Origin of the sequence: Actinomadura livida, from assembly GCF_014648675.1 — a bacterium.
Lineage (GTDB): Bacteria > Actinomycetota > Actinomycetes > Streptosporangiales > Streptosporangiaceae > Spirillospora > Spirillospora livida.
This window is the reverse complement of sequence record NZ_BMRO01000014.1, coordinates 20,216-46,365: the sequence shown is the minus strand read 5'-3', so window position 1 is coordinate 46,365 and position 26,150 is coordinate 20,216. Positions and strand designations below refer to the sequence as shown.

The 26,150-nt window shown below is 70.0% G+C and carries 26 protein-coding genes; 12 read left to right on the top strand and 14 right to left on the bottom strand.

Going from position 1 to position 26,150, the window contains the following annotated elements; all coding sequences use genetic code 11:
• Positions 1 to 247: 247 nt before the first annotated feature.
• The gene (locus tag IEZ03_RS29125; protein ID WP_184890107.1) at positions 248 to 1,522 is read left to right on the top strand and encodes an aspartate kinase; all 1,275 of its coding nucleotides are present in this window, start codon (positions 248 to 250) and stop codon (positions 1,520 to 1,522) included.
• Between the two features lie 279 nt (positions 1,523 to 1,801).
• Positions 1,802 to 2,470 carry a TetR/AcrR family transcriptional regulator gene (locus IEZ03_RS29120; RefSeq protein WP_184890106.1) on the top strand — a complete coding sequence of 223 codons (669 nt, stop codon included), beginning with the start codon at positions 1,802 to 1,804 and terminating at the stop codon, positions 2,468 to 2,470.
• 18 nt (positions 2,471 to 2,488) lie between these two features.
• Here IEZ03_RS29120 and IEZ03_RS38240 read toward each other — a convergent pair whose 3' ends face one another.
• The 3 genes from IEZ03_RS38240 to IEZ03_RS29105 all read right to left on the bottom strand — a co-directional run bounded on the left by IEZ03_RS38240 (position 2,489) and on the right by IEZ03_RS29105 (position 6,109).
• The gene (locus IEZ03_RS38240; RefSeq protein WP_221480940.1) at positions 2,489 to 3,358 is read right to left on the bottom strand and encodes a hypothetical protein; all 870 of its coding nucleotides are present in this window, start codon (positions 3,356 to 3,358) and stop codon (positions 2,489 to 2,491) included.
• Positions 3,359 to 3,503: 145 nt separating this feature from the next.
• Complete coding sequence (locus IEZ03_RS29110; protein ID WP_184890105.1) at positions 3,504 to 5,276, bottom strand: S9 family peptidase; 1,773 nt, start codon at positions 5,274 to 5,276, stop codon at positions 3,504 to 3,506.
• Between the two features lie 71 nt (positions 5,277 to 5,347).
• On the bottom strand, positions 5,348 to 6,109 hold the full coding sequence (locus tag IEZ03_RS29105; protein WP_229808657.1) for a MerR family transcriptional regulator: 762 nt from the start codon (positions 6,107 to 6,109) through the stop codon (positions 5,348 to 5,350).
• Between the two features lie 138 nt (positions 6,110 to 6,247).
• On the opposite strand from IEZ03_RS29105, the gene IEZ03_RS29100 reads away from it, so the two are divergent.
• Positions 6,248 to 6,466 (top strand): hypothetical protein, encoded by a 219-nt coding sequence (locus IEZ03_RS29100; RefSeq protein ID WP_184890103.1) that lies wholly within the window; start codon positions 6,248 to 6,250, stop codon positions 6,464 to 6,466.
• Between the two features lie 34 nt (positions 6,467 to 6,500).
• Here IEZ03_RS29100 and IEZ03_RS29095 read toward each other — a convergent pair whose 3' ends face one another.
• The 3 genes from IEZ03_RS29095 to IEZ03_RS29085 form a co-directional block, all read right to left on the bottom strand.
• The gene (locus IEZ03_RS29095) at positions 6,501 to 6,653 is read right to left on the bottom strand and encodes a hypothetical protein (protein ID WP_184890102.1); all 153 of its coding nucleotides are present in this window, start codon (positions 6,651 to 6,653) and stop codon (positions 6,501 to 6,503) included.
• Positions 6,654 to 6,775: 122 nt separating this feature from the next.
• Positions 6,776 to 7,075 carry a hypothetical protein gene (locus IEZ03_RS29090; RefSeq protein WP_184890101.1) on the bottom strand — a complete coding sequence of 100 codons (300 nt, stop codon included), beginning with the start codon at positions 7,073 to 7,075 and terminating at the stop codon, positions 6,776 to 6,778.
• 460 nt (positions 7,076 to 7,535) lie between these two features.
• On the bottom strand, positions 7,536 to 8,429 hold the full coding sequence (locus IEZ03_RS29085; protein WP_184890100.1) for a LysR family transcriptional regulator: 894 nt from the start codon (positions 8,427 to 8,429) through the stop codon (positions 7,536 to 7,538).
• Between the two features lie 90 nt (positions 8,430 to 8,519).
• On the opposite strand from IEZ03_RS29085, the gene IEZ03_RS29080 reads away from it, so the two are divergent.
• On the top strand, positions 8,520 to 9,638 hold the full coding sequence (locus tag IEZ03_RS29080) for a diaminopropionate ammonia-lyase (RefSeq protein ID WP_184890099.1): 1,119 nt from the start codon (positions 8,520 to 8,522) through the stop codon (positions 9,636 to 9,638).
• A 165-nt stretch (positions 9,639 to 9,803) separates the two neighbouring features.
• The gene (locus IEZ03_RS29075) at positions 9,804 to 10,232 is read left to right on the top strand and encodes a PucR-like N-terminal domain-containing protein (RefSeq protein ID WP_184890098.1); all 429 of its coding nucleotides are present in this window, start codon (positions 9,804 to 9,806) and stop codon (positions 10,230 to 10,232) included.
• Between the two features lie 60 nt (positions 10,233 to 10,292).
• Here the strand turns inward: IEZ03_RS29075 and IEZ03_RS29070 are convergent, their stop codons facing one another.
• Both IEZ03_RS29070 and IEZ03_RS29065 read right to left on the bottom strand, forming a co-directional pair.
• On the bottom strand, positions 10,293 to 11,951 hold the full coding sequence (locus IEZ03_RS29070) for a catalase (RefSeq protein ID WP_184890097.1): 1,659 nt from the start codon (positions 11,949 to 11,951) through the stop codon (positions 10,293 to 10,295).
• A 309-nt stretch (positions 11,952 to 12,260) separates the two neighbouring features.
• The gene (locus IEZ03_RS29065) at positions 12,261 to 13,721 is read right to left on the bottom strand and encodes a methionine--tRNA ligase (protein WP_184890096.1); all 1,461 of its coding nucleotides are present in this window, start codon (positions 13,719 to 13,721) and stop codon (positions 12,261 to 12,263) included.
• Positions 13,722 to 13,952: 231 nt separating this feature from the next.
• Between IEZ03_RS29065 and IEZ03_RS29060 the strand changes: the two genes are divergently transcribed.
• Positions 13,953 to 14,237 (top strand): hypothetical protein, encoded by a 285-nt coding sequence (locus IEZ03_RS29060; protein ID WP_184890095.1) that lies wholly within the window; start codon positions 13,953 to 13,955, stop codon positions 14,235 to 14,237.
• Positions 14,238 to 14,434: 197 nt separating this feature from the next.
• Here the strand turns inward: IEZ03_RS29060 and IEZ03_RS29055 are convergent, their stop codons facing one another.
• Entirely contained in the window at positions 14,435 to 16,453 is a 2,019-nt protein-coding gene (locus tag IEZ03_RS29055) for an AfsR/SARP family transcriptional regulator (protein WP_184890094.1), read from the bottom strand.
• A 59-nt stretch (positions 16,454 to 16,512) separates the two neighbouring features.
• Here IEZ03_RS29055 and IEZ03_RS29050 point away from each other — a divergent pair, with 59 nt between their 5' ends.
• Complete coding sequence (locus IEZ03_RS29050; protein ID WP_184890093.1) at positions 16,513 to 17,388, top strand: alpha/beta fold hydrolase; 876 nt, start codon at positions 16,513 to 16,515, stop codon at positions 17,386 to 17,388.
• On the opposite strand, the gene IEZ03_RS29045 is transcribed toward IEZ03_RS29050, so the two are convergent.
• The 5 genes from IEZ03_RS29045 to IEZ03_RS29025 all read right to left on the bottom strand — a co-directional run bounded on the left by IEZ03_RS29045 (position 17,348) and on the right by IEZ03_RS29025 (position 20,641).
• Complete coding sequence (locus IEZ03_RS29045; protein WP_184890092.1) at positions 17,348 to 17,914, bottom strand: hypothetical protein; 567 nt, start codon at positions 17,912 to 17,914, stop codon at positions 17,348 to 17,350. The genes IEZ03_RS29050 and IEZ03_RS29045 overlap by 41 nt on opposite strands.
• A 151-nt stretch (positions 17,915 to 18,065) precedes the next feature.
• Positions 18,066 to 18,209, bottom strand: coding sequence for a hypothetical protein (locus tag IEZ03_RS29040; RefSeq protein ID WP_184890091.1), 144 nt, complete (start codon positions 18,207 to 18,209; stop codon positions 18,066 to 18,068).
• An 89-nt stretch (positions 18,210 to 18,298) separates the two neighbouring features.
• On the bottom strand, positions 18,299 to 19,057 hold the full coding sequence (locus tag IEZ03_RS29035; protein ID WP_229808656.1) for an N-acetylmuramoyl-L-alanine amidase: 759 nt from the start codon (positions 19,055 to 19,057) through the stop codon (positions 18,299 to 18,301).
• Positions 19,058 to 19,218: 161 nt separating this feature from the next.
• On the bottom strand, positions 19,219 to 20,076 hold the full coding sequence (locus tag IEZ03_RS29030) for a CU044_5270 family protein (RefSeq protein ID WP_184890089.1): 858 nt from the start codon (positions 20,074 to 20,076) through the stop codon (positions 19,219 to 19,221).
• On the bottom strand, positions 20,069 to 20,641 hold the full coding sequence (locus IEZ03_RS29025) for an RNA polymerase sigma factor (RefSeq protein WP_184890088.1): 573 nt from the start codon (positions 20,639 to 20,641) through the stop codon (positions 20,069 to 20,071). Before IEZ03_RS29025 ends, IEZ03_RS29030 begins: the two co-directional genes overlap by 8 nt.
• Before the next feature lie 167 nt (positions 20,642 to 20,808).
• Between IEZ03_RS29025 and IEZ03_RS29020 the strand changes: the two genes are divergently transcribed.
• The 5 genes from IEZ03_RS29020 (at position 20,809) to IEZ03_RS29000 (ending at position 25,920) form a co-directional block, all read left to right on the top strand.
• Complete coding sequence (locus IEZ03_RS29020; RefSeq protein WP_184890087.1) at positions 20,809 to 21,741, top strand: ankyrin repeat domain-containing protein; 933 nt, start codon at positions 20,809 to 20,811, stop codon at positions 21,739 to 21,741.
• A gap of 435 nt (positions 21,742 to 22,176) precedes the next feature.
• On the top strand, positions 22,177 to 22,464 hold the full coding sequence (locus tag IEZ03_RS29015) for a hypothetical protein (protein WP_184890086.1): 288 nt from the start codon (positions 22,177 to 22,179) through the stop codon (positions 22,462 to 22,464).
• 287 nt (positions 22,465 to 22,751) lie between these two features.
• Complete coding sequence (locus IEZ03_RS29010; protein ID WP_184890085.1) at positions 22,752 to 23,291, top strand: DUF1707 SHOCT-like domain-containing protein; 540 nt, start codon at positions 22,752 to 22,754, stop codon at positions 23,289 to 23,291.
• Positions 23,292 to 23,480: 189 nt separating this feature from the next.
• On the top strand, positions 23,481 to 24,053 hold the full coding sequence (locus IEZ03_RS29005) for a DUF6939 family protein (protein WP_184890084.1): 573 nt from the start codon (positions 23,481 to 23,483) through the stop codon (positions 24,051 to 24,053).
• Positions 24,054 to 24,576: 523 nt separating this feature from the next.
• Positions 24,577 to 25,920, top strand: coding sequence for a tyrosine-type recombinase/integrase (locus tag IEZ03_RS29000; RefSeq protein WP_184890083.1), 1,344 nt, complete (start codon positions 24,577 to 24,579; stop codon positions 25,918 to 25,920).
• Positions 25,921 to 26,150: the final 230 nt, after the last annotated feature.

Here is a 26,150-nt window from a genome sequence, read left to right as displayed (position 1 = left end):
GCGGCGCCGCGCGGTGGCCGAGGCCAGGTGCCCGCCACCGGCCGCGCCGGCTCGCGGCGCCGTCGGCGAGCGCGGGCAGGTGCCCAGCCACCGGCCGTGGCGGCGGCGTCGCGCGGCGCGCGACCCGCGCCGGGCCGCCGGTGCGGGCACGCGGTGTCCGCACCGGTTACCTGCCCGTTATCCAGTTCGGTGCGCTCTGTAGACTCTTTGCTCGGTACGCCGATCCCGATTCGAGGAGCGCCCACTCGTGGCTCTTGTCGTGCAGAAGTACGGTGGCTCCTCCGTCGCCGACGCCGATGGCGTCAAGCGGGTCGCCCAGCGCATCGTCGCAACGAAGAAGGCGGGCAACGACGTGGTGGTCGTGGTCTCCGCCATGGGCGACACGACGGATGATCTCATCGATATGGCCAAGCAGGTCAGTCCCCTGCCGCCGGGCCGTGAGCTGGACATGCTGCTCACCGCCGGCGAGCGCATCTCCATGGCGCTGCTCGCCATGGCCATCGCGAACCTGGGCCACGAGGCCCGCTCGTTCACCGGCTCCCAGGCGGGTGTGATCACCGACGGCTCGCATGGCAAAGCCAAGATCATCGACGTGACGCCCGGCCGGATCAGGACGGCGCTGGACGAGGACTCGATCTGCATCGTCGCCGGCTTCCAGGGCGTGTCGCAGAACACCAAGGACATCACCACGCTCGGCCGCGGCGGCTCCGACACCACCGCCGTCGCGCTGGCCGCGTCGCTGGACGCCGACGTCTGCGAGATCTACTCCGACGTCGACGGGGTCTTCACCGCGGACCCGCGCATCGTCCCCGCCGCCCGCAAGGTCCCGAAGATCTCCTACGAGGAGATGCTGGAGATGGCGGCGAACGGTGCGAAGATCCTGCATCTGCGCTGCGTGGAGTACGCGCGCCGGTACAACATCCCGATCCACGTGCGGTCCTCGTTCAGTCAGAAGGAGGGTACGTGGGTCGTCGACAGCAGCGACATCGAAGGACAGGACATGGAGCAGGCGATAATCTCCGGCGTCGCGCACGACCGGAGCGAAGCCAAGATCACGGTGGTGGGGGTGCCGGACAAGGTCGGTGAGGCCGCCGCGATCTTCAGCGTGCTGTCCGACGCCGAGATCAACATCGACATGATCGTGCAGAACGTGTCGGCCGCGTCCACCGGGCGCACCGACATCTCGTTCACGCTGCCGTCCACCGACGGGCAGAGCGCGCTGACCGCCCTGAACAAGCTGAAGGAGCGCATCGGGTTCGAGTCGCTCCGCTACGACGACCGGATCGGCAAGGTCTCGCTGATCGGCGCGGGCATGCGCTCGCACCCGGGCGTCACGGCCAAGCTCTTCACCGCGATCGCCGATGCCGGGGTCAACATCGAGATGATCTCCACCTCGGAGATCCGGATCTCGGTCGTCGTCGCCCAGGACGACATCGACGCCGCCGTCGTCGCCGCCCACCACGCCTTCGACCTCGACTCCGAGCAGGTCGAGGCCGTCGTCTACGGCGGCACCGGCCGCTGACCCACCGGTGGCCCGCGCCGGCCGGCGCACCCCACGCCCGCGCGCCGTTCACGTTGCCGGCCTGTGCGGGCGCTACTCGTCCGACCGGTCCTGCGCGGGTTTCGCATGCCCAGGTCCGCGTGGCCGGAGCCTGCCCGGCTGCGGCTCACTCGACGGCTCGCAGCCCGTTGACCTGTGGTTTTGTGGGGAAGGTCTGTGGTGGGGCGTTGGGAGGTCGGGTGGCGTGGCGGGCTGTGCGGGGGTGAGCCGGACGTCGCGGCGGGCTTTAGGGTGGCATGCGTGACCGAGACGAAGGCCGTGAAGTCCGAGCAGACGCGGCGCCTGATCGTCGAGACGGCGCTGCGCCTGTTCCGGGAGCGCGGGTACGAGGCGACGACGATGCGGGCCATCGCCAAGGAGGCGGGCGTCTCGGTCGGCAACGCCTACTACTACTTCGGGTCCAAGGAAGAGCTGATCCAGGCGTACTACGACGAGCTGCAGGAGGAGCACGTCGCGGCCTGCCGGGCCGTCCTGGACGCCGAGACGGAGTTCGCGCCCCGGCTGCTCGGCGTGCTGAGGGCCCGGGTCGACACGATGGTCCCGTACCACGAGTTCGCCGGGAAGTTCTTCAAGTTCGCCGCCGAGCCGACCAGCCCGCTCAACCCGTTCAGCGCCGAGTCGGGCCCGGCGCGCGACTCGGCGGTGGCGATCTACCGCGAGGTCGTGGAGGGCTCCGACCTGAAGATCGACAGGGAGTTCCGGGCGGAGCTGCCCGAGCTGCTGTGGATCTACTCGATGGGCATCGTCCTGTACTGGGTGCACGACAGCTCGCCGGGCTGCCGCAAGACGTACCTGCTGGTCGAGCGGACCGTCCCGCTGGTCAACCGCATGGTGTCGATGTCGCGCATACCGGGCTTCAAGTCGGTGACCCGGGAGCTCGTCGGGATCATCCGCGAGGTCCGCGCCTGACCGTGCCCGGCGGCCGGATCAGCGGAAGGTGATGTCCCAGTGGTCGCTCTCGCGGGCGAAGAGGGCGCCGTCGGGCGAGCGGTAGAGCCTCGCGCCGTCCCCGCGGACGCCGGCGAACGGGTGCCGCTCGACCGCGTCGTCGACGCAGCGGTTCGGCGAGATGTCGGCCTTGTAGCCGTTCCAGTGGCTGTAGGGGCCGCCCGCGTGGCCGCGCTCGGTGCCGCCGGTCACGACGATGTCGCAGCCGCTCGACCTCGCGAAGCGGACCAGGCCCTTGATCGTCCCCCAGCGGATCTGCTCGAACGACGTGCAGGTCCGTATCATCCGGTCGGAGCACCCGCCCGTCGAGCGTCGGCGGATCCCGTTCGCGCGCAGGACCACCTCGGCGAACCGGTGATCCACGCGGCGTGACTCGGGGATGCCCTCCGGCAGGGTTCCCGGCTCCACCGTTCCGGACGTGGTGGCCTCCGCCGGTTTTCCGTCCTGGGACGTGTTGTTCTGCGGCGGGACGTCCGGAGGTGCGGTGGTCGTCACCCGCGGGCCGGGAGACGGGCCGGTGAGCGCCGGCATCAGGGGCGGCCTGGCTCGCGTCCGCTGCCGTCCGGATGTGCGGAACGCCTGGTCGCTCGCCCGGGCCGCGGAGGCGGGCCGGCGGAACGTCATGAGCGCGGCGGCGCGTGCCAGGGTCGTCTTGGCCGCCGACGCGGGCCGGTGCGGCGGCGATTTCCCGGCCGCGGACGCGGCCGGCGCCGTGACGGCGAGGGTCGTGGTGGCGACGGCCAGCCCCGTCACCAGGGCCGTCAACCGGAACGCCGGGCCGTGCGGCACGGGTTTTCGGCGGCCGACGGCATGCCGGACGAGCCCATGGACGCGCTGAAGATGTTTCACGTGAATCCCCCCGGTCAGCGGCCGCCGGGGGGCGGGCCGGCTCCGTACCGGCTCCTTGATCACTCGCGGCCGGTGGGAGGCGTGCCCTGCCTTCGATCTTGTAAACGCCGGGGGCGGGCGGGGCCACCGCCCGCCCCCGGGAGGATCACGACATACCTAGATGCTTTCGGGCGAAGCCGATTTCGGCCGCCATCTGGGTGATCCGCTCCTCGACGACGAGGGAGCCGTGCCCGGCGTCGTACCGGTACACCTCGTGCGGATGGCCCATCTCGTCCAGCCGCGCCAGGTAGTTGTCGATCTGCCGGATCGGGCAGCGCGGGTCGTTCTCCCCGGCGAGGACCAGCACGGGGGCCTTGACCTCGGAGACGTACGTGATCGGCGACGACTCGCGGTAGCGGTCCGGGACCTCGTCGGGGGAGCCGCCGAACAGCGACCGGTCGAACGCCTGCAGCCCTTCCATCTCGTCCTCGTACGCGGCGACGTAGTCGGCGACGGGGACGGCGGCGACGCCGACGCTCCAGCCGTCCGGCTGGGTGCCGAGGCCGAGCAGGGTGAGGAACCCGCCCCACGACCCGCCGGTCAGCACGAGCCGCTCCGGGTCGGCGAGCCCGCTGGACACGGCCCAGTCGCGGACGGCCTTGATGTCCTCCAGCTCGGTGAGGCCGACGCGTCCCTCGATCGCGTCGCGCCACTCCGACCCGTACCCGGTCGAGCCCCGGTAGTTGACGCGGACGACGGCGAACCCGTGGTCCACCCAGGCGGCGACCGCGGGCCGGAACGAGTCGTCGTCCTGCGCGGTGGGCCCGCCGTGGACGTCGAACACCGCCGGGAACGGACGGTCGCCCTCGGGCTTGCTGACCAGCGCGTGGATGCGGCCGCCGGGGCCGTCCACCCACACGTCCTCGACGGGCACGGACGGGGGAGCGGGCGGCCCGGGGGGCGTGAGCACGACCTCGCCCGACGTGGACCTGATCACCGGCGGCTCGGCGGCCGACGACCAGGAGTACTCGATCGTCCCGTCCGGCCGGACGTCGGCCCCGCCGATCACCCCGCGCGGCGTCTCGATCCCGGTCAGGCCTCCGGTCGCCAGGTCGTACCGGTACAGCTCGTCCCGGGCCTCGTGCGAGTGGGCGATCAGCAGCGCCGTCCCGTCCGGGTACCAGGCCGCGCCGATCTCGCCGGGCAGGTCGAGGACGATCTCCTGCTCGGTGCCGACGACCGGATCCCAGATCAGCATCTCGTCGCGGCCGCGCCGCTCGTGGTTCACCAGCAGCCGCGAATCCCCCTCGACGGGGGCGAACCCGGCGGCGTGGACGCCCTTGCCGGGGCCGTCCCACAGGTCCGCGACCGTGGTGCCGTCCGGCCGCACCACGCGCAGCGCCATGTGGCGGCTGTCGCCGTGCTCGCTGTGCCCGATCGCGATCAGGCTCTCGCCGCGGGACAGCGCGGCGACGTGCGCGTCCTCCGCGTGGTGGTAGAGCACCTCGGGCTCCGCACCGGCCTGGCAGAGGTGGATCGTGTTGCCGTCCTCCGTCGTCCGCCCGACGACGGCGAGGCCGGTGCGGCCCAGGCACAGGCCGGCCGGATAGGACGGCTCCAGGCCCGTGACGGCGGGGACGCTCTCGGCCCCCTCCTCCGCGCCGAACGGCACGCGCTTCCAGACGCCGAACTCGTCGCCGTCGGTGTCGGCGAACCACCAGACCCATTCGCCGGACGGGTCGATGGTGCCGATCCAGGTGCCGTTCGGGCGGTCGGTCACCTGGCGGCGCTCGCCGGTGTCACGGTCCCACGTGTAGATCTCCCAGGTTCCGGTGACGTTCGACCGGTAGATGCTGTGGCTCGGGGCGTCTCTGGCCCATCGGGGCAGGCTCATCCCGGCGGCGCGGAATCTCGCCTTCCAGCGTTCGTCGTCGACCATCCCCCCAGTATTGCGGCCGACCGGACGTGCGGGGGAACCCCCGGCGTCCGGGGCGTGCCCGCCGGGGGCGCTCAGGGCGCGGCGAAGCGGCCGAGCAGCTGGTCGATCGCGGCGCGGACCTGCCGGTCCATGGCGCGGGCGAAGCCCGCCTCCACGGTGACCTGCGCTCCCGGACGCAGCCGCGCGAGGGTCTCGGTCAGCTCGCCGAGGTCCTGCTCGTCGATGCGCCCGACGACGTGCGTGGCGATCATCCGGAGGAACATCGCCGCGAGGTCGTCCATGGTGCGCTGGAGCTCCAGCCCGGCCGACAGGATCTCCTCCAGCGGCACCCCGGCCTGGACGAGCGTCACCGTCGCCTCCAGCTGGCGGCGGCTCCAGTGGGTGACGCGGTCGCCGTCGATCTCGATGTGGCCCTGCGCGACGGCCCGCTCCACGGACTCCGCGTCGACCTGGCCCGGGAACAGCGCCGCCAGCTCGTCCAGCGTCATCGTCACCGGGACCTCGCGCGACCACGGCGTCGTGACGGCCTTCTCGACGCCGAGGACGGCGCCGATGTCGCGGCCCTGCTCCCACGCCGAGAGCAGCTCGCGGATGCCTTCGAGGGTGTGGCCGCGGTCGAGCAGGTTCGCGATCATGCGCAGCCGCGCGAGGTGGTCCTCGGAGTACAGCCCGATGCGCCCTTCGCGGCGCGGGGGCGGCAGCAGCCTGCGCTCCTGGTAGTAGCGCAGCGTCCGCACCGGTACGCCCGCGGCCTGCGCGAGTTCGCCGATGCGGTACTCGCGGCCGCCGTCGCCGGGTTGGCCGTCATGGTCGTCCGTCGGCTGATCGCTCACGGCCGCCAGCATAGTTCGCGGCCGGAGGCGGTCACGTCCCGAGCTGTCCGCGGGGGAACGCTTTCGTCGGCTCCGCACGTCAGAGCCACGCCAGTGACACCCTGTCGCTGGCATGACCGTCGCATAGAGAGGCCGAAGATGGCGAAGACACGTCCGGTGACCCTCGCGCTGACCCTCGTGGTCGCGGTGGGGGGCCTGACCGCGTGCGGGGGCGAGAACCGGTGGTGCGAGCACGACGCGACCGACCGGCGGGTCAGCAACAGCTACTGCGAGCGCGGCGCGGCCGGGTACGAGTGGGAGTCGGACGGCGGCAAGACGAAGATCAAGAAGACGCGGAAGACGAAGTCGCGGCACTGACCCCGGTGGGCGGTGGGGCCGGGCGGCCGCGGCCCTAGGCCACGCGGCGGTTGGTCATGGTCCGGCGTTGTCGGCGGCGGCGCCTGTCGTCCGCCGGCCGCGGGGCCTGCGCCGCCTCGGTGGCGAGCAGGTCGCGGAGCGAACGCGGGACGATGTCCTCGCGGCGGTCGGTGAACGGTGAACGCATCGGGCTTCCTCCCTGTCCGTGCGGTGGCCCTGTTCGCGGGGTGGCGCTGATCTTGCGGTGGTGCTGTTCGTCCGGGGGTGCTGATCGCGGGGGACGCCGTTCGTCCGGGGGTGCCGGGACGGTCAGGCGGCGGCGAGGTCGCCGCGGTACGTCTCGGACACGGTGGTGAGGGCCCAGCGCATCCGGGCGAGGTACGTCTCCGGGTGGTCGCCGGCCTCCTGGGCGACGACGGCGAGGCAGGCGTGGCGGTCGCCGCCGCAGGCGCCGAGCCTGGCCTCGATGGCGGCGCGGACCTGCTCGGCGGTGGGGTGGTCGGACTCCTGCAGCCCGCTGCAGAACAGGACCTCGGCCAGCTCGGCGGCCGTCAGCGAGGGGATCGTCGGCGAGGCGTTCGTCGGCGAGGGGAGAGGGGTGTTCGACATCGTGTGCCTTCTTCCTGCGGAGGGGGCCTCGTCCCCCTGCTGCCATATATGACTCTGCCCGCCGGGCGGATTAATCGCCATAAGGGAAAACCCCGAACCGAGGCGGGGTCGTCCCTGGGTAGGCCCGTAGGACGGGCTCTCCCGTGCGGGTATCGGATTATCGGAACGGAATGGTGCTTCCGCGGCTGCGCCGCCCAGGCTCGGGGCTGTGACCTGGGCTTTTGGATCCGACTTGGTACGGACTGTACCCCTGGATTCACGGTCGCCGGGCGCACTCCGGCCGCGGGACCTTCCAGCGTTGAACGCACGTGTGCCCGAGGATAATCCCGCCGTCCAAATCGGGCGGCGGTTGAACGCGGTGCGCTCCGGTCGCGGGGTCGGGATCGGGAACCGGTGCGCCCTCGGGGTTCCGGTCTGTCCGTGAGGCGGGTTGCAGCCCGCACGAACAGTTCCTCCCAGGTTAGTCGCGGTATGCAAGTCCGGCGGCGAGCGCGTCCCGGAAGGCCCGCACCGCCGGGTGCGAGCCGCCGCCCCGGCGGGCCGCGGTGAACAGGCGGCGGGTCCGGTCCTCCTCCGGGAGCCGGACGACCGGCACCGCCGGCGGACGGCCCGACCACACGAGCCCCGGCAGCAGCGCGGCCGCGTGACCCCGCTCGACCAGCCGCAGATGCAGCAGCAGGTCGGTGGACTCGAACCGCACGTCCGGCTCGAACCCCGCCGCGCGGCAGAGCCGCGTCGCCCACAGCCGCGACGCCGTGCCCGCCGGCTCCATGACCCACGGCGTCTCCGCCAGCTCCCGCAACCCGGTGCCCCGCGGCGCGGGTCCGGGGAGGGCGAGGGAGATCTCGTCCGCGCCCAGCTCCGCGTACTCGATCCCGGCCGGGCGCGGGCTCGGGTCGCCCGGGTACTCCTCGGTGATGACCAGGTCGAAGTCCCGGGCGAGCAGGCCCGGCAGCGCGCTCTCGGGCTCCCGCTGGGTGATCTCGACGCGGAGCCGCGGGTGGGCGTCGCGGAGCGTGCTGAGCGCGTCCGGGACGAGCGCCAGCGCGGCCGTCTGGAACGCGGCGACGCGCAGCACCCCCGCGATGCCGCGCAGCGACGCGGCGAGGTCGGCTTCCGCGCGTTCGAGGCGCTCCAGGACGGCCTCGGTGTGCGCGACGAGGATCTCGGCCTGCGCCGTCAGCCGGACGCGCCGCCCCACGGGTTCGAGCAGCGGCACCCCGGCCTCCCTCTCCAGCACGGACAGCTGCTGCGAGATCGAGGACGGGCTGTAGGAGAGGGCCTCGGCGACGGCGGCGAGCGTCCCGCGGTGCTTGAGCTCGCGGAGCAGCCGGAGCCGGTGAAGGTCCAGCACGGGCGTCCCCCATTCATCGGCTGAGCTGATGATTATTCCTCGGAAACATTCGCTGGACCGATGAAAGGCGGCTGCGGGAGCGTGTCATGCATGGTCACAGCTCCCACTTCGCTTGATCTGTCGTGGTTCGCCCGGCCGTCGGCACGGGCCTGGACGTGCCCGCCGGCTCCGGGGGACGTCGCGTCTTTCCACCGCGGGCTCCCCGGCTACGCTCCGACGCCGCTCGTCGAACTGCCTTCGCTCGCGGCCGAGCTCGGGGTCGGGCGCCTGTTCGTGAAGGACGAGTCGGCGCGTCTCGGGCTGCCCGCGTTCAAGATCCTCGGCGCCTCGTGGGGCGTTCACCGGGCGCTCTGCGACCACTACGGGCTGGCGCCCGGCATTCCGCTCGGGCGGCTGCGCGAGGCCGCCCGCCCGCCGGTCCGGCTCGTCACCGCGACGGACGGCAACCACGGCCGGGCGGTCGCCGCCATGGCCCGCCTGCTCGGGCTCGCCGCGGACGTCTTCGTCCCGCAGGGCGGCGTCCACCCGGCGGCGGTGGCCGCGATCAAGGAGGAGGGCGCGGGGGTGACGGAGGTACCGGCGCCCTATGACGAGGCGGTGCGGGTCGCGGCGGACGCGGCCGCCGCCGGCTCGTCGGCCGTGCTCGTCCAGGACACCGCGTGGCCCGGGTACGAACGCGTCCCGCAGTGGATCGTGGACGGCTACTCCACCCTCTTCACCGAGATAGACGACCAGCTCGCGTCGGCTGGGACCGCCCCAGCGGGCCTTGTCGCCGTCCCAGCAGGGGTTGGGTCGCTGGCCCAGGCTGCTGTGACCCACTACAGATCTGGACGGTCCGCGCCCACCCTGCTCTGCGTGGAGCCAGATGCGGCCCCTTGCGTGCTGACGAGCCTGCACCACGACCGTCCGGTCACCGTCGAGACTGGGACGACGTCCATGGCGGGGCTTAACTGCGCTACGCCGTCGAGCCTCGCCTGGCCCTACCTCCGCTCAGGCGTGGACGCGGCAGTAGCGGTCACCGACACTGACGCCGCCCAGGCCGCCCGCGACCTCATCTCCCTGGGTGTGCCGGCAGGGCCTTGCGGTGCCGCCTCCTTGGCGGGCACACGCGCCGCTCTGGCCTCACACAACCGCTCGGCTCTCGCGCCTGAGCACGCGGACACGATCGTCCTGCTGAGCACGGAAGGGACGACGGCCAACCCCGCGTGACGCGTCTCGGACGTTTGCGGAGATAGGGGAGGCACATTGGCCTACGCGCCGGTAACATATTCGTACTCCCATTCGCGCGACCCGATCGTCCCGGCCAACCTCCTGCTCCCGCCGCCTGCCTCGTCGGCGCGGGCCCCCGCCCGCCAACGAAAGGGGGGACGACACATGAAGCCCGATCTGGAGCGGTTCCTCACCGCCCGCCTCGACGAGATCACCGCCGAGGTCGTCCACGAGATCAGCCTCCGCGTGCCCGCCTACACGCACGTGCGGGCCGGCGCCGTGGGGACGCTCGTCCGCGACGCCGTCTCCGCCTACCTCGGCGCCCGCGACAAGACCGCCGTGCTCGACTCGTTCCGCGTCCTCGGGGCCGGTGAGGCACGCGCGGGGCACGACGTCCACCACTTCGAGACCGCGATGCGCACCGGCGCCCGCGTCATCGTCCGCCGGACGGCCAACGCCGCCGCCCGCCTCTACCCGCCCACCGCCGAGTACATCACGGTGATGGAGACCGCCTTCAGCGCCGAGAACGAGATCGTCAAGGCCGCGGTCGAGAGCGCCCGCGCGACGGCCGGGGTCACCGTCAGAGGCGCCTGAACGACGCCAGGGCGCGGCGCTCGTCGCGCCGCACCCTGGAGGATCGTCCGGTCCGGTCTGCTAGCTCGCGTGGACCGCCCTTTCGTTCGGGACGCAGTGCGTCATCTTCAGGCCGTTGACGTCCCGCGGCCCGTTGCCGCCGAGGTTCGAGAGCCGCTTGCGGTCCTCGTCGGTCAGGTCCTGGCTGGCGAGCGGCTCCAGGTGCTTCACGTCGTCCGGGCCGATGCCGAGGCCCTCACCGACGCGCAGCCCGAGGTCGTCCTCGACCATCAGCAGATGCCACACCATGCGCTCCTTGACGGGACGCGCGCACTCGGAGATCGCGGCGACGAAGTTGTGGACGAGGTCGTCGCGCTCCCAGTCCTCCATCAGCAGGTAGCGCTGGCCCGCCTGCTTGTAGTCGTTGGTCCGCTCGATGCGCTTGCGGGTCACCCGGCCCCTGATCTCGGGGCCCTGCTCGTCCTGCGCCGGGAACTGCCCCTCACGCAGCCCGCCCGTGATGGACGGCTCGTAGTTCACGTGCGGGTTCTCGCCCGACGAATCGACGTAGTAGGTCATCTGCCCGTCGCGCTGGTTCGTCTTGACCTGGGAGCTCTTGGGCTGGTTGACGGGCAGCTGCAGGTAGTTCGGCCCCACCCGGTAGCGCTGCGTGTCGCTGTAGGAGAACGTCCGCCCGATGAGCATCTTGTCGTCGGAGAAGTCGAGGCCGTCCACCAGGACACCGGTGCCGAACGAGATCTGCTCGTTCTCGGCGAAGTTGTCCTCGACGTTCCGGTCGAGGACGATCCGCCCCACCGGCAGCGCGGGGAAGTCGTTCTCCGGCCACGTCTTGGTGTCGTCCAGCGGGTCCCAGTCCAGTTCGGGGTGCTCGTGGTCGTCCATCATCTGGACGAGCAGCTCCCACTCCGGGAAGTCGCCGCGCTCGATGGCCTCGTGCAGGTCCTTGCTGGCGTGCCCCAGCTCGCCGGCCTGGACCGCCGCCGCGTCGGCCTCCGTCATGCTCCGCACGCCCAGCTTCGGCATCCAGTGGTACTTCACGAGCTTCGTCTCGCCCGCCTCGTTCACCCACTTGTAGGTGTTCACGCCGAAGCCCTGCATGTGCCGGTAGTCGGACGGGATGCCCCGCGGGCTGAACAGGTTCACCAGCATGTGCATCGACTCAGGGCTCTGCGACATGAAGTCGAAGATGCGCGCCGGCTCCTGGCGGAACGTCACCGGGTCGGGCTTGAGGGAGTGGATGACGTCGGGGAACTTGATGGCGTCGCGGATGAAGAACACCGCGAGGTTGTTCCCGACGAGGTCCCAGTTGCCGTCCTCGGTGTAGAACTTGATGGCGAAACCGCGCGGGTCCCGCGCCGTCTCGGCCGAGTCGCGCCCGCCGATGACCGTGGAGAACCGCAGCGCGATCGGCGTCCGCTTGCCCTGCTCCTGGAACAGCTTCGCCCGGGTGAAGTTCGCGATCGGCTCGTCACCCCACTTCCCGTACGCCTCGAAGAAGCCGTAGGACGTCTTCCCGCGGGCGTGCACCACGCGCTCCGGGATGCGCTCCCGGTCGAAGTGGCTCATCTTCTCCAGGAACTGGTAGTTCTCCAGCGTCGCCGGGCCGCGGGACCCCACGGTGCGCTGGTTCTGGTTGTCGTAGACCGGGTGGCCCTGCCGATTGGTCAGCACCGGACGCTCGTCCCCCGGTTGCGATCCCTTGCTCGAAACGTCGGTCACGACAAGCTCTCCTCTCGCTGTTCAGGGGGTCGCTCCGCCCTCGGCGGGCTCGGCGGCTGACCGCCGCCGGACACACCGGACGAAAAGACTCGGTGACGCCCTACCCGAGAGAACCGCACCTAACGTCCGCATCCAAGTAAACCGTCCTCCAGCCCCCACCCGCCACCAATCAAAGGACGAGCTTCGCTCGGCGAACCGTCCTCCAGCCCCCACCCGCCACCGACCAAAGGACGAACTTCGCTCGGCGAATCGTCCTCCAGCCCCCACCACCGCCTGACCAGCTGGAACATCCTTGAGGCCAGGCAAGGGTCAGGCGAGGCGGCGGAACACCGGGGACGGGGGCGGGAGCCGGTCGCCGGCGCACTGGCGGGCGACGCGGTCGGCGGCGTCGGGCAGGAAGGGCGCCAGGTTCTCGGCGACGGCACGGCAGGCGTCGACCAGCTCGGCGAGGACGGCGTCCAGCCGCGGGTCTCCGGCCTTCGCCAGTTCCCACGGCCGCACCCGGTTGATGTGGCGATTGGCCTGGTCGACGATGTCCCAGACCGCGGAGGTGGCGCGGCGGAAGTCGTGGTCGTCCAGCGCGGCGCCGACGAGCGCCGGGGCCTCCCGGCACACTTCGTCCAGCTCGCCGCGGCCCTCGCGGGCGGGGACGACGCCGTCACGGTACCGGTGGACCATCGACACGACCCGGTTGACCAGGTTCCCGAGCCCGTTGGCCAGTTCGTCGTCGGCGCGGGCGACGAGCCGCTCGACGGTGAAGTCGGCGTCCCCTGCCTTCGGCACCTCCCGGAGCAGCCACCACCGGACGGCGTCCACCCCGTACTCCCGCACGAGCGCGACGGGATCGACGGTGGCGCCACCGGACTTGCTGATCTTCTGCCCGCCGGCGGTGAGGTAGCCGTGCACCAGGATCTCGTCCGGCAGCGGCAGCCCGGCGGACAGCAGCATCGCCGGCCAGTAGACCGCGTGGAACCGCAGCACGCCCTTCCCGACGAGATGGACGCGGCGGCCGTCCCCCGCCCACCATCGCCGGAAATCGGCACCGTCCTGCCCGTAGCCGAGTGCGGTGATGTAGTTGCCGAGCGCGTCCCACCAGACGTAAATGACCTGGCCGGGGTCGTCCGGCACCGGAATTCCCCAGCCGCGCGCACGCTCGGTCGACCGGGAGACGGAGAAGTCGGCGAGCCCGCCGGCGATGAACGAGAGCACTTCGTTGCGCCGCTCGGGCGGTTCTATGCGCAATTCGCCGCTGCTGATGAGGTCGTGCAACTTCTCCGCGTACCGGGACAGGCGGAAGAACCAGTTCTCCTCCGAGACGCGCTGCGGGACGGTGCCGTGTTCGGGACAGCGCCCGTCGATGAGCTCGCCCTCGCCGTAGAACTGCTCGCAACCGACGCAGTAGAGCCCTTCGTAGTGCCGCCGGTACAGGTCGCCGGAGTCGGCGCAGGCCCGCCACAGCCGTTCCACTCCGGCGCGGTGCCGGGGGTCGCGGCTGGTGCGGATGACGTCGTCCACCGACAGGGACAGCGGCTTGGCGAGACCGACGAACTCTTCGGCGAGCCGGTCGACGAATTCCTGGACGTTCTCGCCGGCGGCTTCGGCGGCCAGGACGTTCTTCAGCGAGTTGTCGTCCGTCCCCGCCTGGAATCGGACGGCGCCGGTGCGGCGTCGATGCCGGGCGAGCACGTCCGCTTGGACGAGTTCCAGCGCGAACCCCAGATGCGGGCGCGCGTTGACGTACGGAATCGTCGTCGTGATGTAAGTGCTCAAGGGAGCCTCCAGGGAATCGGGGCCCCACAATGAGAAAAGGCCCCGCGAACAGGGCCTCGAAGAACGTCCAGCGTCAGCGACCCCGCGAGCGGGGCATCATCTCCTGGGCGGCGAACGTCCTCATGCAACCGAGTCTAACCTCGAGCTCCGCCACGGAACCGGCCGGATCTTGCCAGTATTCGTTGGCGAGATGGCGTGACTTCCCTGGCCTGCGCGCTCAGACTCGGGCGCATGAAGAAGCTGACGATGGCCGTGGGCGCCGTGGCGCTCTCTGGCGCGCTGACCCTGACCGCAGTCCCGGCGCAGGCGGCACCGGAGCCCAAGCCTGAGATTCCGGAGAGCGTCATCCAGCAACTCCCTGCCCCGCTCCAGGCTGAGGTGAGGGAGAACCCAGGTGACATCGGGTGGGACGAGAACGGCCCCTACATCGTCTGGGGCAACCTGGCCTGCCGCATCCACCTCTTCCTCCCGTGGGAGTGGGCCTGGGCCTGGGGCACGGGCCCCTGCTGGTTCTAGCGTCTGCCGGTTCCGGCTTCGCCATGGTGCGGGTGATCACCGTGGTCACCACCGGGTACTTCAGCAGGAACAAGCCCAAGGGAGTGTGGGGACCTACCCGCGCGGGTCGCGCCTGGGACCGGTGGAGACCGGAAGTGGGGCGACGATCGAGTTCAAGGGCACCCATTTCGAGGTTCATGACGAGTACGTCGCGGTGATCAACGCCGCCGACGCCGAGGTCTTCTCCCGGGAGGACCTCCCTGTGGATCCGCTGCCCGACCTGTGACACCGCCCGCTGGTCCTGCTCGGTGAAGTGCGGCGTCGAGGTCGTCCATGTGCCGGGCCACCGGGCCGAAGGCCACCAGTCCGCTGCCTGCCCCGGCCAGTTCCTCGGCGGCCGGGGCGAGTGCGTCGCGGGCGCGGGCCATCGTCTGGCGGTCATCCGCGGCTATCGCCGCCTGGGCGAGGAGGCACCACAGGGCCTCGAACAGCAGGTCGCGGGGCGGTTCCGGTGCCTTGCGCAGCGCCGTGGCGGCCTCCTGTGGACGCTGCTGTGCCAGCAGGACCAGGGGGCGGGCCCACGGTGCGTAAGGCCCCCAGTCGGTGTGCGGATCCGTCTGCGCGGGCCGCCCCGCCTTCATGCGCAGCGACAGCCGCGCCAGCGCGGGCAGTCCGGCCGTGAGGCCGGGCATACCCGAACCGTCCAGCCGTGCGATGGCGTCCCGGTAGGCGGCCTCGACCTCCTCCGGCGCCCCGCCGGACGCGGCGAGCCGCAGCGCCCGGTACCAGGTGGTGAACACGCCGACCAGCGGCCGCTCGTGGCGCTCGGCAAGATGATCCGCCGCCGCCGCGTGCAGGTCTGCGGCCGTGAAGTCGGCGAGCGCGCTGCGTGCCTGCATCCGGACGAGATGCCCCAGCACGAGGTAGTTGTGCAGGTCATGCCGGACGGAGAGGTCGACCAACTCGGCGCCTATCTCGGCACGTTCCGGCGCCAGCCCCGCGCGGTGGAACGTCTGCATGAACACGCCGTTCAGCGTGAACGCCAGGAGCGCGGGATCGTCCAGGCCGCGGGCGATCCGCTCCGCCTCCACGGCCGCTTCGCGGGCGCGCCCGGTGCGGGTCCCGCGCGACTCCAGCGCGATCGTGGCCAGCAGCCGTGCCCGCGCCGCCCCCGACCCGCCGTCCGGTAGCCCGGCGAGGGCGCGTTCGGCCGCCGCCACGACCTCGGCGGCCTGCCGGGGATCGTCCGAGCGCGTCCAGATCGCCGGGACGTCGTACGCGCCGATCACCCGCGCGGTCAGCTCCGCGTCGCCGAGCCGCTCCGCCGCCGCGATCGCCGCCATGCGCTGCCCGCGCGCCGCCTCCAGCCCGCCGCCACCGGTCACCGCGAGGTTGCGCAGGATGCCGACCGTCGACTCCAGCCGCGCCCGGGAACCCGATGCGACGGTGCGGTCATAGGCGGCAGCCGCCTCCGCCCACACCTGGGACACCGTGTCCGGGTCTTTCTGGCGGAGGATGTTCTCCTCTAGGCGACGCAACGCCGGGCTTGGGTCGATGCCCAGTTGCTCTACCAGCATTGCTCGTGCCCGTTGCAGGACTGCCAAGGCGTCGCCTTGGCGGCCCGTGCGGTACAGCGCGAGCGCCAGGAGACGCCACGCGTCCTCACGCCAGGGATGCTCGGCGACGTGCGCGTCCAGATCCGGTACGGCGTCGGCGGCGAGATCCAGTTCAAGCTTGGCCTCGGCCCTGCGTTCGACGGCGCGCAGGCGGAGTTCGGTCAGACGCGACCGTTCCGCACGGGCCCAATCGTCGTCGGCGAACTCGGCATAGGCGGGGCCGCGCCACCACCCCAGGGCCTCGTCCAGGCCCTTGAGCGTCTCCTCCGGTGGGCGGGCTGCGGCACCGACCACCTGCTCGAAGCGCCAGGCGTCGACCGCGTCGGTGCGCAGGGCGTATCCCGGGCCTTCGGTGACCAGGAGCCGGGACGGAGCCCGCGGTGGACGTTCGGGCTCCAGCGCCCGGCGCAGCGCGGCGACGAACGTCCTGACGGCGCCGACCGCGTCCGCCGGCGGAACCGTCCACAGGTCGTCGACGAGCCGCGTCACCGGGACGACACGACCACGGGCGATGACGAGCCGGGCCAGCACGGCCCGATGCCTGGGCCCCTTCAGAGGAATCACGTCGCCGGAGCCGTCCCAAGCCGTCACCGGCCCCAGCACCCCGAAAACGACGTCCACGCAAGCCACGCTATAGCGCGCTCATCGAATGCTCATTCGCGTCGAGCAGCCTAAGGACCATGCTCAACGGATTCGATTACAAGCGCGTCGCCGTCGCAGAGGATGTCTCCCTCAACGTGGCGGTCGCAGGCACCGGCACACCTATCGTCCTACTGCACGGCTTCCCGCAAACGCACCTGATGTGGCGTCACGTGGCGGCCGACCTTGCGTCCTACCACACCGTCATCTGCCCCGACCTACGCGGATACGGGGACAGTGACAAGCCCGCCGACGACTACTCCAAGCGCACCATGGCCGCGGACATCGTCGCCCTTGCCCAAGCCCTAGGCCACGACCGTTTCGCCCTAGCCGGACATGACCGCGGAGCCCTGGTCGCCTTCCGCGCCGGCCTCGACCACCCCGACACGATCACCCATGTCGCCTGCCTCGACGTCCTCCCGACCCTGGACATGTGGGACGCGATGCACGGCGTGACCGCGGCGGTGGGCTTCCACCTCTACCTGATGGCCCAGCCGCCAGGGCTACCCGAACAGCTCATCGCCGGCGCACCCGACGCCTTCTTCGGCCACTTCCTCGACGTGTGGACGAACGACCCGTCCGCGATCCCCGCCGACGTCCGGACCGCCTACCTCGCCGCGTGCCGCGACGCCATCCCTTCGATCGTCGCGGACTACCGCGCGTCCGCGGGCATCGACATCGAACACGACCAGGCCGACCTGGCCGCGGGCAATCGGCTGCGGATGCCCGTCACCGTCCTCCAGCAGGACTGGGGAGCCGCCCTGGGCTACGACGCCGCCGCCCTATGGCGCGCGTGGGTCGCCGACCTCGACCACGAAACCGTCCCCTACGGCCACTTCATGGCCGAAGAGGCCCCGGCGGAAGTGACGAAGGCCCTCAGGACGCTGCTGGCTCGCGGCGCTCAGCGCGGATCATGACCGGATCGGACGCCGTTCCCCGGATCACCACGGAGGCCCCCAGCGCGCGGGCCTCGTCGTCCGGCGCCTCGACCTGCCCCCGGACGCCCACCTGTGCCCCGTCTTCGACGACCCCTTCGTACAGGCGGATGCGGCAGGTCGTCGGAGAGCCGTTGTAGTAGCCGCCGGAGCGCAACAGGACATCGACCCAGGGAACCTTGTCGAGGGTCGTCACCGGTGCTTCGTAATCCTGAGACACGGAGACACGTCCACCTGCTCCCTTGACCAGCGCGATCCCGCTGCCGTCGTCCACGAGGAAGTCGACCGCCTGCCCGAAGCGATGCGTCCCGTCCGACCCGTCCGAGCTGGGGACGATCGCCAGCCGCCGCGCCACATAGGCACGCCCGCTGGCCTCACTCACGGGGGCCGCTCCAAGCGCAACGGCCCGCCCGGCAAGCCGGCACACGCCCGGTTCCGCCGTCGCCACCGTCGATAGCGGCGTCCTCGCGAACACGCGGTTAACCGAGAAGCCCAGCCGCATGTACACCAGAACGAGTGCACCGACTGAAAGGACTATCAGCAGTAAGACAAGGACGACTTGCATGAGATCTCCCGGTGGGGGCGCGCTGCCCGCACGCCGCATCCTGCCGGGAAATCTCGTCCACTACTAGAGTCCGAATACCGGTGATATCAACCCTCTACCAGGGCGGGCCGCCTTGAGTCGCCGCCCATGCCCACACGTAGATGATGAACGCGGTAGCGACCAACCCGAGCAGCATCTCCCAGCTGAGCGCGCCGCGCAGCCTGCTGTGGGGTCCCTTGTGGGCTTCCCTGTGGGCCATCCTCATCACCCGTTCGTCCGACATACGTGTTGCATCTCCACGTAGCCGGACATTTCGCCCCACAATCCCATGGCTCGGCAAACAGTCGCCTACTGACCGAAGTAGACCTCGAACCCCTGCGCGATCGAGTCGGCCATGCGCTGCCGGAACGAGGCGCTCTCCATCTTGGCGGCGTCCCCCGCATTGGTCATGTTGCCGCACTCGATGAAGGCGGTAGGCACCTTGGCCAGGTTGAGCCCGCCGAGATCATCGCGCCGATCCAGCCCGTTCTCGCCGATGTAGGTCGAGTAGGGAATCCCGGTGCCGGACCGATACGCCCCACGGATCGCCTGGCCCAGCCGCACGGAGTCGTTCACGATCCCCGCGTTCTCGCCCACGGCCACCGGGACGATGACGTGGAACCCGTGCCCGGACGGCGGCCCACCGTCCCCGTGAACCGACACCGCCGCATCGGCCCCGACACGTCCCCCGGTGGCCGCCCGCCGGGTGATGCAGGGCCCGACCCCGTTGTCGCTCGCCCGCGTGAACTGGACCTCTGCTCCCTTGTCCCGCAGCACCTTCGCCAGGCGATTGGCCAGATCCCAGGTGAAAGCGTGCTCGGTGTACCCGCTTGCCGTAGCGGTCCCGGTCGTGTCACAGGCCTTACGCCCGTTCCCCACGGACACCTGCTTGTTGATCTGCCTGGGGTGGGTGGCATTCCCCCCGTTATGCCCCGGATCAACCACGATCTTCTTCCCGCGGACCGCCGCCCCCTGCGCGGCGGTCTGCTCGCTCGTGGGAGCCGGCGACGCCTCATCACCGCCGTCACCGCCCCCGCCGCACCCCGCGAGCAGCCCCAGCCCCAACACCGCACCGACGACCGGCCGAAAGCACCTCACAGCCCCGCCTCCCCCCGCTGACGGACGCCCTCCCGGACAGTCTGCACCCCAACCCACCCCCTCAAACGGCCTGAATCGTGCGGCTGGTGACCGATCTGCCGTCCACCAGCCGCACGACCGCGGCCCCTCGGCTACCGGGGGAGTGTGTCGGTCCATCTGGACGTGGAGGTGATCCCGCCCATCGACTCCTGCTTTCCGTTGACGTCGGCGTAGCCTTCGGCGTTCACTTCGGAGGTCTTGGGATTGACCACCAGCTTGGTACCGCCGCCGTCCCCGGCGAAGAGCAGGCTCTGCCCGCCAGGGACCTTCCCCAGGTTCTTGACGTGCGGAAGCGTGGCCAGCGCCCGCAGAGCCGCTGCCCGGACCTTGGGCGGTGCCGGAACGTCGCTGAGCAGATCGGTCAGCAGGAGCAGCAGGTTGGTCTCCTCCGTGATCTGCGCCCTCTTCTGCCCCGCCGTCCTGCTGCTGAGCAGCGTCGCCTTCAGCTCGGTGGCGGAGGTCGGAAGCTCCGCGATCTGCGCGAGCCCGAGGCGGGTACCGCGCACCGTGATGGGATGCCGCCCGGGAAGCCTCTTGAGGGCCCCTCCGTCGTAGCGGACCCACTGCCGGCCGTCGGCCGTGGTCCAGGACTCGAAGGTCTTGATGTTGGCGCTGCTCGGCGCGACGCTCTTGACGTGCCAGTAGGTGCCCGAGGCCGCCGGCTTGGTCTCCGCGACGGTGGCCGCGGCGAGAAGCACCTGCGGACCCGACATCTGGACGGTCGCCGTCCCTTCCCTGGTCGGGTCCGGCGACCCTCCACCCGTGACGATGGCGACCGCCGCGGCCCCCGTCGCGGCCGCCACCCCGATCGCGAGCACCGGCCGCCAGGCCCGGCGCCGCCGAACAGGTTCACGCATCGCGTTCTGCAGTTGGTACCGACCGCGCTCGATGATTTCGGCGGAAGGCTCCGGCTTGGTGAGCGTGGCTCCGAGAAGCTGCAGGTCATCCATTGATTGCCTCCAGATCGATCATCTGCTGGAACTTCTTGCGCGCCCGGCTGAGCCGGGACCGCACCGTGCCGTCGGCGATCCCGAGCGTCTGGGCCACTTCCTCATGACTGAGCTGCCCGACGGCGATGAGCAGGACGACGTCGCGTTCCCCCTGGTTCAGCTTGGTAAGGGCCTTGAGCAATTGCGGTTGCAGACGCCGCGCCGCCACCGAAGTGACCACGCGACTTTCGTGACCCTCGACGGAAGCCGTCGCGCCCGTCCGTATCAGCGCCTTGTAATGGCGGGCCTCTTTGCGCCGGTGCCGCGCCATCAGCTTCGTGGCGATACCGAACAGCCAAGGCCGCAGGCCGCCTCGCTCGGGATCGAAGCGGTCCCGCTGCGCGAATGCCACGCAGAACGTCTCCGCGGCGATGTCCTCGCCCGTCTGCACGTCCAGCCGCCCGACCGCGTACCGGTACACGTCGGGGAAGTAGCGGTCGTAGACGGCGGTGAACTCGTCCGGATCCCGCCGAAACCGAGCAACGAGCTCGGCATCCGCTACTTCCCGGCCCAAGTCAGCGGTCAATGTCGCATCTCCATCGTGCACACCCCTCATCCGAAGTACTCGCCCGTCACCACCCCCTTCGCCGCACCCCCGATTTCCGTTCCCGTCCCGCATACCGCGTGGACCGGGCATCCACCCAGGTCGTCCTCGCGTGAAATGACGGACCTGCGGGCCACAATCTGGTCCCCATGGACACCAACGCATGGGCGAACACGTCATGGCGCGACCTCGCCCAGGTCCGCGCGAACCTGGAAGCGGGCGCCGATCCGGACGCCCTCATATTCGGGTATCACCGTCCCCTGGACTACGCAGTAAGGTTCGGCACCCCCGAAGTGGTCGCGGAACTGGCCGGACACGTAAGGGACGTAGACGCCGAGGACCAGGGCCGAACCGCCCTCTGGAGAGCCGTCTTCGACAACCGTCCCGACTGCGCCCATGCCCTGGCCGAGGCCGGCGCCGACCCGTGGCGCCCCATGATGGCCGGCTGGTCACCCGGCCGACTCGCCCTCGCCGGCCCGCACCCGGACCTGTTCTCGCCGCCCCGCGCCGAGCTTTCGGCAGCCGAAGCCGCAACGGTCGCGGAAGCCCCACGCCTGATCAGCGCGTTGAACGATCTGTACTACGACGGCTTCAGCCTGGCCTGTGTAGCAGGCATCAGCGCGGACGATGCCGCCCGGCGCTTGGAGGCGCCGACGGTCGAGGCACCGGAGTCCGAGGAATACGGGGACCTCTTCGATTACGACGACTCAGTGGTCGGCGCGACCAACGTCCCGGGCGGATGCGCCATCGTCCAGCCATGGGCCTACGGAGCGTCCATGCCCGGCGTCGCCAAAGCCCTTTCGAAAGGGACCGTGTGCTACGCCATGTACGCCAACCCGAAGAGCGGAAACCAGGGAAGAATCGCCCGGGACGGCGTACTCGAAGCATGGGACCTGCATCCCGGAGGAGGAGAGGCCGGCGCCAACGACACGGCCGAGGAGGTCCTTCTCACCTACCTCTACCAACACAATGCCGTCGCGTTCTGCTTCGCCTACGCAGGACTGCGACCAACCGACGCGCGCCCGCTCACCGGCCCCACCGACATGTGGCTCCAACTCCCGGAACGCGACTACTGGCACTGACCCAACGCTCCCACACCGCGCTCTGGCTGTTGCCAGTACTCCGCGCCGAGTAACTTGCAGCGCGAATGCCCGCCGTAGCAGTTTCTGCTCGCGCGCCTCCTGCTCCTTTCGGCCGCCGCCTCGCGGGCCGTTGGCAGGCCGTGCCAGGCATGGAGGTGCCAGACCGAACGGAATCGACGGGATGATCGCCGTACCATCGCTCTCCACCTGTGGGTGATCAGGCTGGTGGCCTAGAGCAATGAACAGCGCCGCGTGGACGACATGCTCCGCGATGCGCTGAACGTCACCCTAGAAACTTGCACTGGACGCGGACCATGAGGCCGTACTTGGACCACTGTGCCCGCCCGGCAACACGCCGCTCCGCCTCTCACCCAGCGGCCCGTGCCGCCTCGTGGTCAGCCTCGCGTGGCGCTAGGAGACGCCAGGCGTCCTCACATGCTCGGTGTCATCTGCGTCCAGGTCCGGTATTGCGTCAGTGGCGAGGTTGGTCAGGGACGCGCCGCCATCGCCAATGGAAGCTCCATCAGTTTCTGGCAGGACACGATCACGTTCGCCGGGTACTCGATCTCGCCGCACGATTTGAGATTGCCGATGGGTCTTGATCGCCGCGTCGAGATCCGCGCGCACTGGACACCGCGACGATTTCTCCCCGACCCGGTGGCCGCGGCCGGCTCGCGCGCCCGCGCGCCGGGCCTCGCCGTCTACCGGCGGGCGCGTCCATGACGAACAGGCGACTCCTGGCGCCCGGGGGGCCGGCGCGCCCGCCAACGAGGCTGGCCGGCGATCTGCCGGCCGGCGGCGAGTCCGGCTCGTGCGTACTCGGCCAAGACTCGTGCGCTCCCGGCCGAGAGTCGAGGCGGCGAGTTCCTCATCCTCTGCATCCGCCGCGGGAGGGCCGCCCAGCCCAATCTCCTGCGGTCGTCTCGGAGAAACAATCGCGAGCACAGCCACGCGACTTTTGGGGGACGTCGTCTTCAGGGCGATCACCGGTACGGCAGTAGAGTGAGCCGGTGCCCCCCATACCGGACGATCCGTCACGACCGGTCAGCGAAGAAGACCGCGACACGGCCGTGCGGCGCCTGCAGGACGCATACTCCCTGGGGCACATCCCGCACGAGGAGATGGACGCGCTCCTCCACCAGGCGCTCACCGCCGAAACGCACGGCGATCTCGCGACACCCCTGGCCTCACTCCCGGAGGAACGGGCGGACACGTCCACGATCACCGCCCTCAGCGGACGAATCCGACGGCGCGGCCCGTGGCGGGTACCTCGCAACCTCAAGGTCGAGTCGGCGTTCGGAGAGGTGCACCTCAACCTGGCCCGAGCGATCATCGAGCACCCGGTGGTCGACATAGAGCTGCAACTCACCACCGGCAAGGCGAAGATCACCGTTCCACGCGACGCGGTCGTCGAAATCGAGGACCTGAGCACCGTGTGGAAGGACTCCCACTACAAGCCCCGTCGGCCCTCCCGCCCGGGCGGCCCAAAGATCCGCATCTCCGGGACCATGGGCTTCGGCCGCCTGAAGATCCGCCACGCTCGCCGCTAGCCGACAGAGGTCACCGGGGGGCAGACGGTTGCCGGTGGCTCGCAGCAGGGTCATCAGGTCCGTCGTCGCCTGCGCATCGGACGACGCTGACAAGGCGCGAAGGACGAGTGCGAATCAACTCACGGCGTCCTGTCTGTCAGTGGCATCGGGGATGCTGTCGGCTAACGTCACCGAGGCAGGAGCCGTGAGTTGTCGATCCACGTTGCCAGCCGCCGCCGGGGGACGGCGTCCCTAACCGCCGCGTTCCCCGACGCGGATTTCATCGACGTGACCTCCAAGGCTCCAGAACCATGGGTGCGGCTGAGCCCGTTCTACCCGCACGGCGGCATCCCGGTCCCCTACAGCGAGGGCGTGACCAGCCAGTCCGTGGAAGGAATCTGGCAGGCCCTCAAGGTCTTCCAGAACGCCGATGTAGACCCGGCGAAGTTGCGAATCACCACGATGAGGGGACTGAAGCGGACAGTACGCCGATACGGCCCCGTCCAAGGTCACCGCACCGGCCTCCACGGCACCCGGCTACTGCCCTACGAAACAGCACGACGCCGAATCTACCTGCCGTCCTACCGATGGACCCTCGAACACCGCGTCACCGACCTGGTCGAGCGTCTCCGCGCCAAAAAGAACGTCGTCCTCCTGGACTACACCACCAACGGCGACGTAACCGATCCCACCAGCCCGCTCTCCCATGCCGCACTAATCCAACTGCACATAGAAGACCGCTGGCCCCAAGAAGGCACCGCAGAATACGAGCACCTCCCATAAGGGCAGTCGGCTCGAGGCGACTTGGTGCGCCGCCGCCGCCACCTGGCCACACTGGCCGCTGGCCCTTGGGGTACGAGAATTTCTCGACGACGCAGCGATATGCCCACCTGCAGCCGGACGCACAACGCGGTCCGCGAGGCCCTCACGCAGCGGCGTGCGCAGTAAAACGAAACTCAGGCCCTGCGCACGCGTTGCGCCCGGCCGTCAGAAAAAGGCGCGCCACGATGCGCACGAGGGCGGCGGGCATGAAAAGGGTCCGACTCTCGAAGCGAGAATCGAGCCCCTGACCTGCACTGGAACCCTATGCAGTTCTGTCGGGGTGGCGCTATTTGAACCCACGGCCTCTTCGTCCCGAAGGGCATATTGTACGTTTTCTGCGGCTCGCAGAAAACGCTGGATCTCGATAAAATCCCAGGTAGATGGCCTGTTCGGCTGCCAGTGTGTGATCTCCAGGGTCACGCCATCACTCGCAGTCCGGGGTCAAACGAGGGTCAGATGATCAAGCCTGGGAGGCGGAGAGCCGATGGGGCAGACACGCAAGAGAATGGGTAAGGACGGCAAGCCTCGTTACACGGCCTACTACGACGACATTCGCGGCCAGCGAAGGTCTGCTGGGACCTTTGCGAGCAAGAAAGAAGCGGACAGAGCATGGCAGCGCGCCGAAGTGAAGGTCTCGGAAGGTAGAACCGGAGAACCTGCCCGCGGAAGGCAGCGATTCAGAGACTACGTCGAGAACACCTGGCTCCCGAACCATGAGATGGAGGCAAGCACCCGGGAGGGCTACACCTACGCCATCCACAAGCACCTCATGCCGGAGTTCGGCGGCATGAGGATGGTCGACATCCTCCCCGAGCACGTCCGAGCCTGGATCGCCAAGCTCAAGAACCAGGGCATGAAGCCCGTGACCATCCAGTGCAACAAGATCATCCTCAGCGCCATTTTCACCACGGCACTGGACGACCAGGTCACCTACCTACACCCCTGCCGTGGGGTGAAGTCTCCGCCCATCGCGCGCAAGCCTCTCCAGATCGTCACGCCTGAGCAGTTCGACGACGTCTACAACGCCCTCCCCGAAGGCACCTTCCGCCTCCTCGCCGAGACCGAGATCGAAAGCGGCCTCCGCTGGGGCGAACTCAGCGAGCTGCGTCCCAAGGACCTCAACCTCAAGACGCGCATCCTCACGGTCAGCCGCACGGTCGTGGAGCTCAACCCGAAGTTCCACCCGGAAGGCGGCCACTTCCTGGTCAAGGACTACCCGAAGGACAAGGAGTACCGCCGCTTCAAGCTCAGCGCCCAGATGACCGAGAAGCTCGAAGAGCACATCAGAGCGGCGCGCCTCACCCGAGACGACCTCTTCTTCCACATGCCGCCCCAGGACAAGCCCCGAGCCCGCATCACCGAGATCCCAGACCCGGAGACACTCGGCCGAACCGAACCCAACGAGAAGGGCCGCACCTACAACCACGGCACTCTCAGCGGCTACACCGCCGGCCGCTGCCGCTGTGACTACTGCCGAGGCGCCTTCTCCCTCTACCGAGCCGCCCGCCGCGCCAACGGCAAAGACAACCCGCGCCCCCTCCGCACGCGCATGACGGACGGCCACATCCCCAACGACTGGTTCCGCCGCAACATCTGGAACCCAGCCATCGCCGCGGCTGGCCTCGACTTCAGGCCGACCATGCGCGACCTACGCCACGCCCACGCCTCCTGGCTCCTCAACGGCGGCGCCGACCTCCAAATAGTCAAAGAACGCCTAGGCCACGCCTCCATCGCCACAACCGAGCGCTACCTACACACCCTCCCCGACGCCGACGAAACCGCCCTAGAGGCCCTGGCCAGAACCCGGAGCAGGTCAAGTCCTCGATAAGGTGGCAGCTGCACGCCACTGGAACTCGCACGTTCCAAAGCCGTGGTGACCCCCAGGAAGAATAGGGATACTCCTCGCTTATCTTGATGACCGCGCCGATCGGGCCAAGTGCAGCGTCGATCACGCGTGCTCTGCATCAATACATTGATATGTCGATGACCGGATGGTCGGTAGGCGATGCGTAACCTGGCAGAAGGCCCAACTGGGCCAGGCCTTCGCGGCGGGCCAGA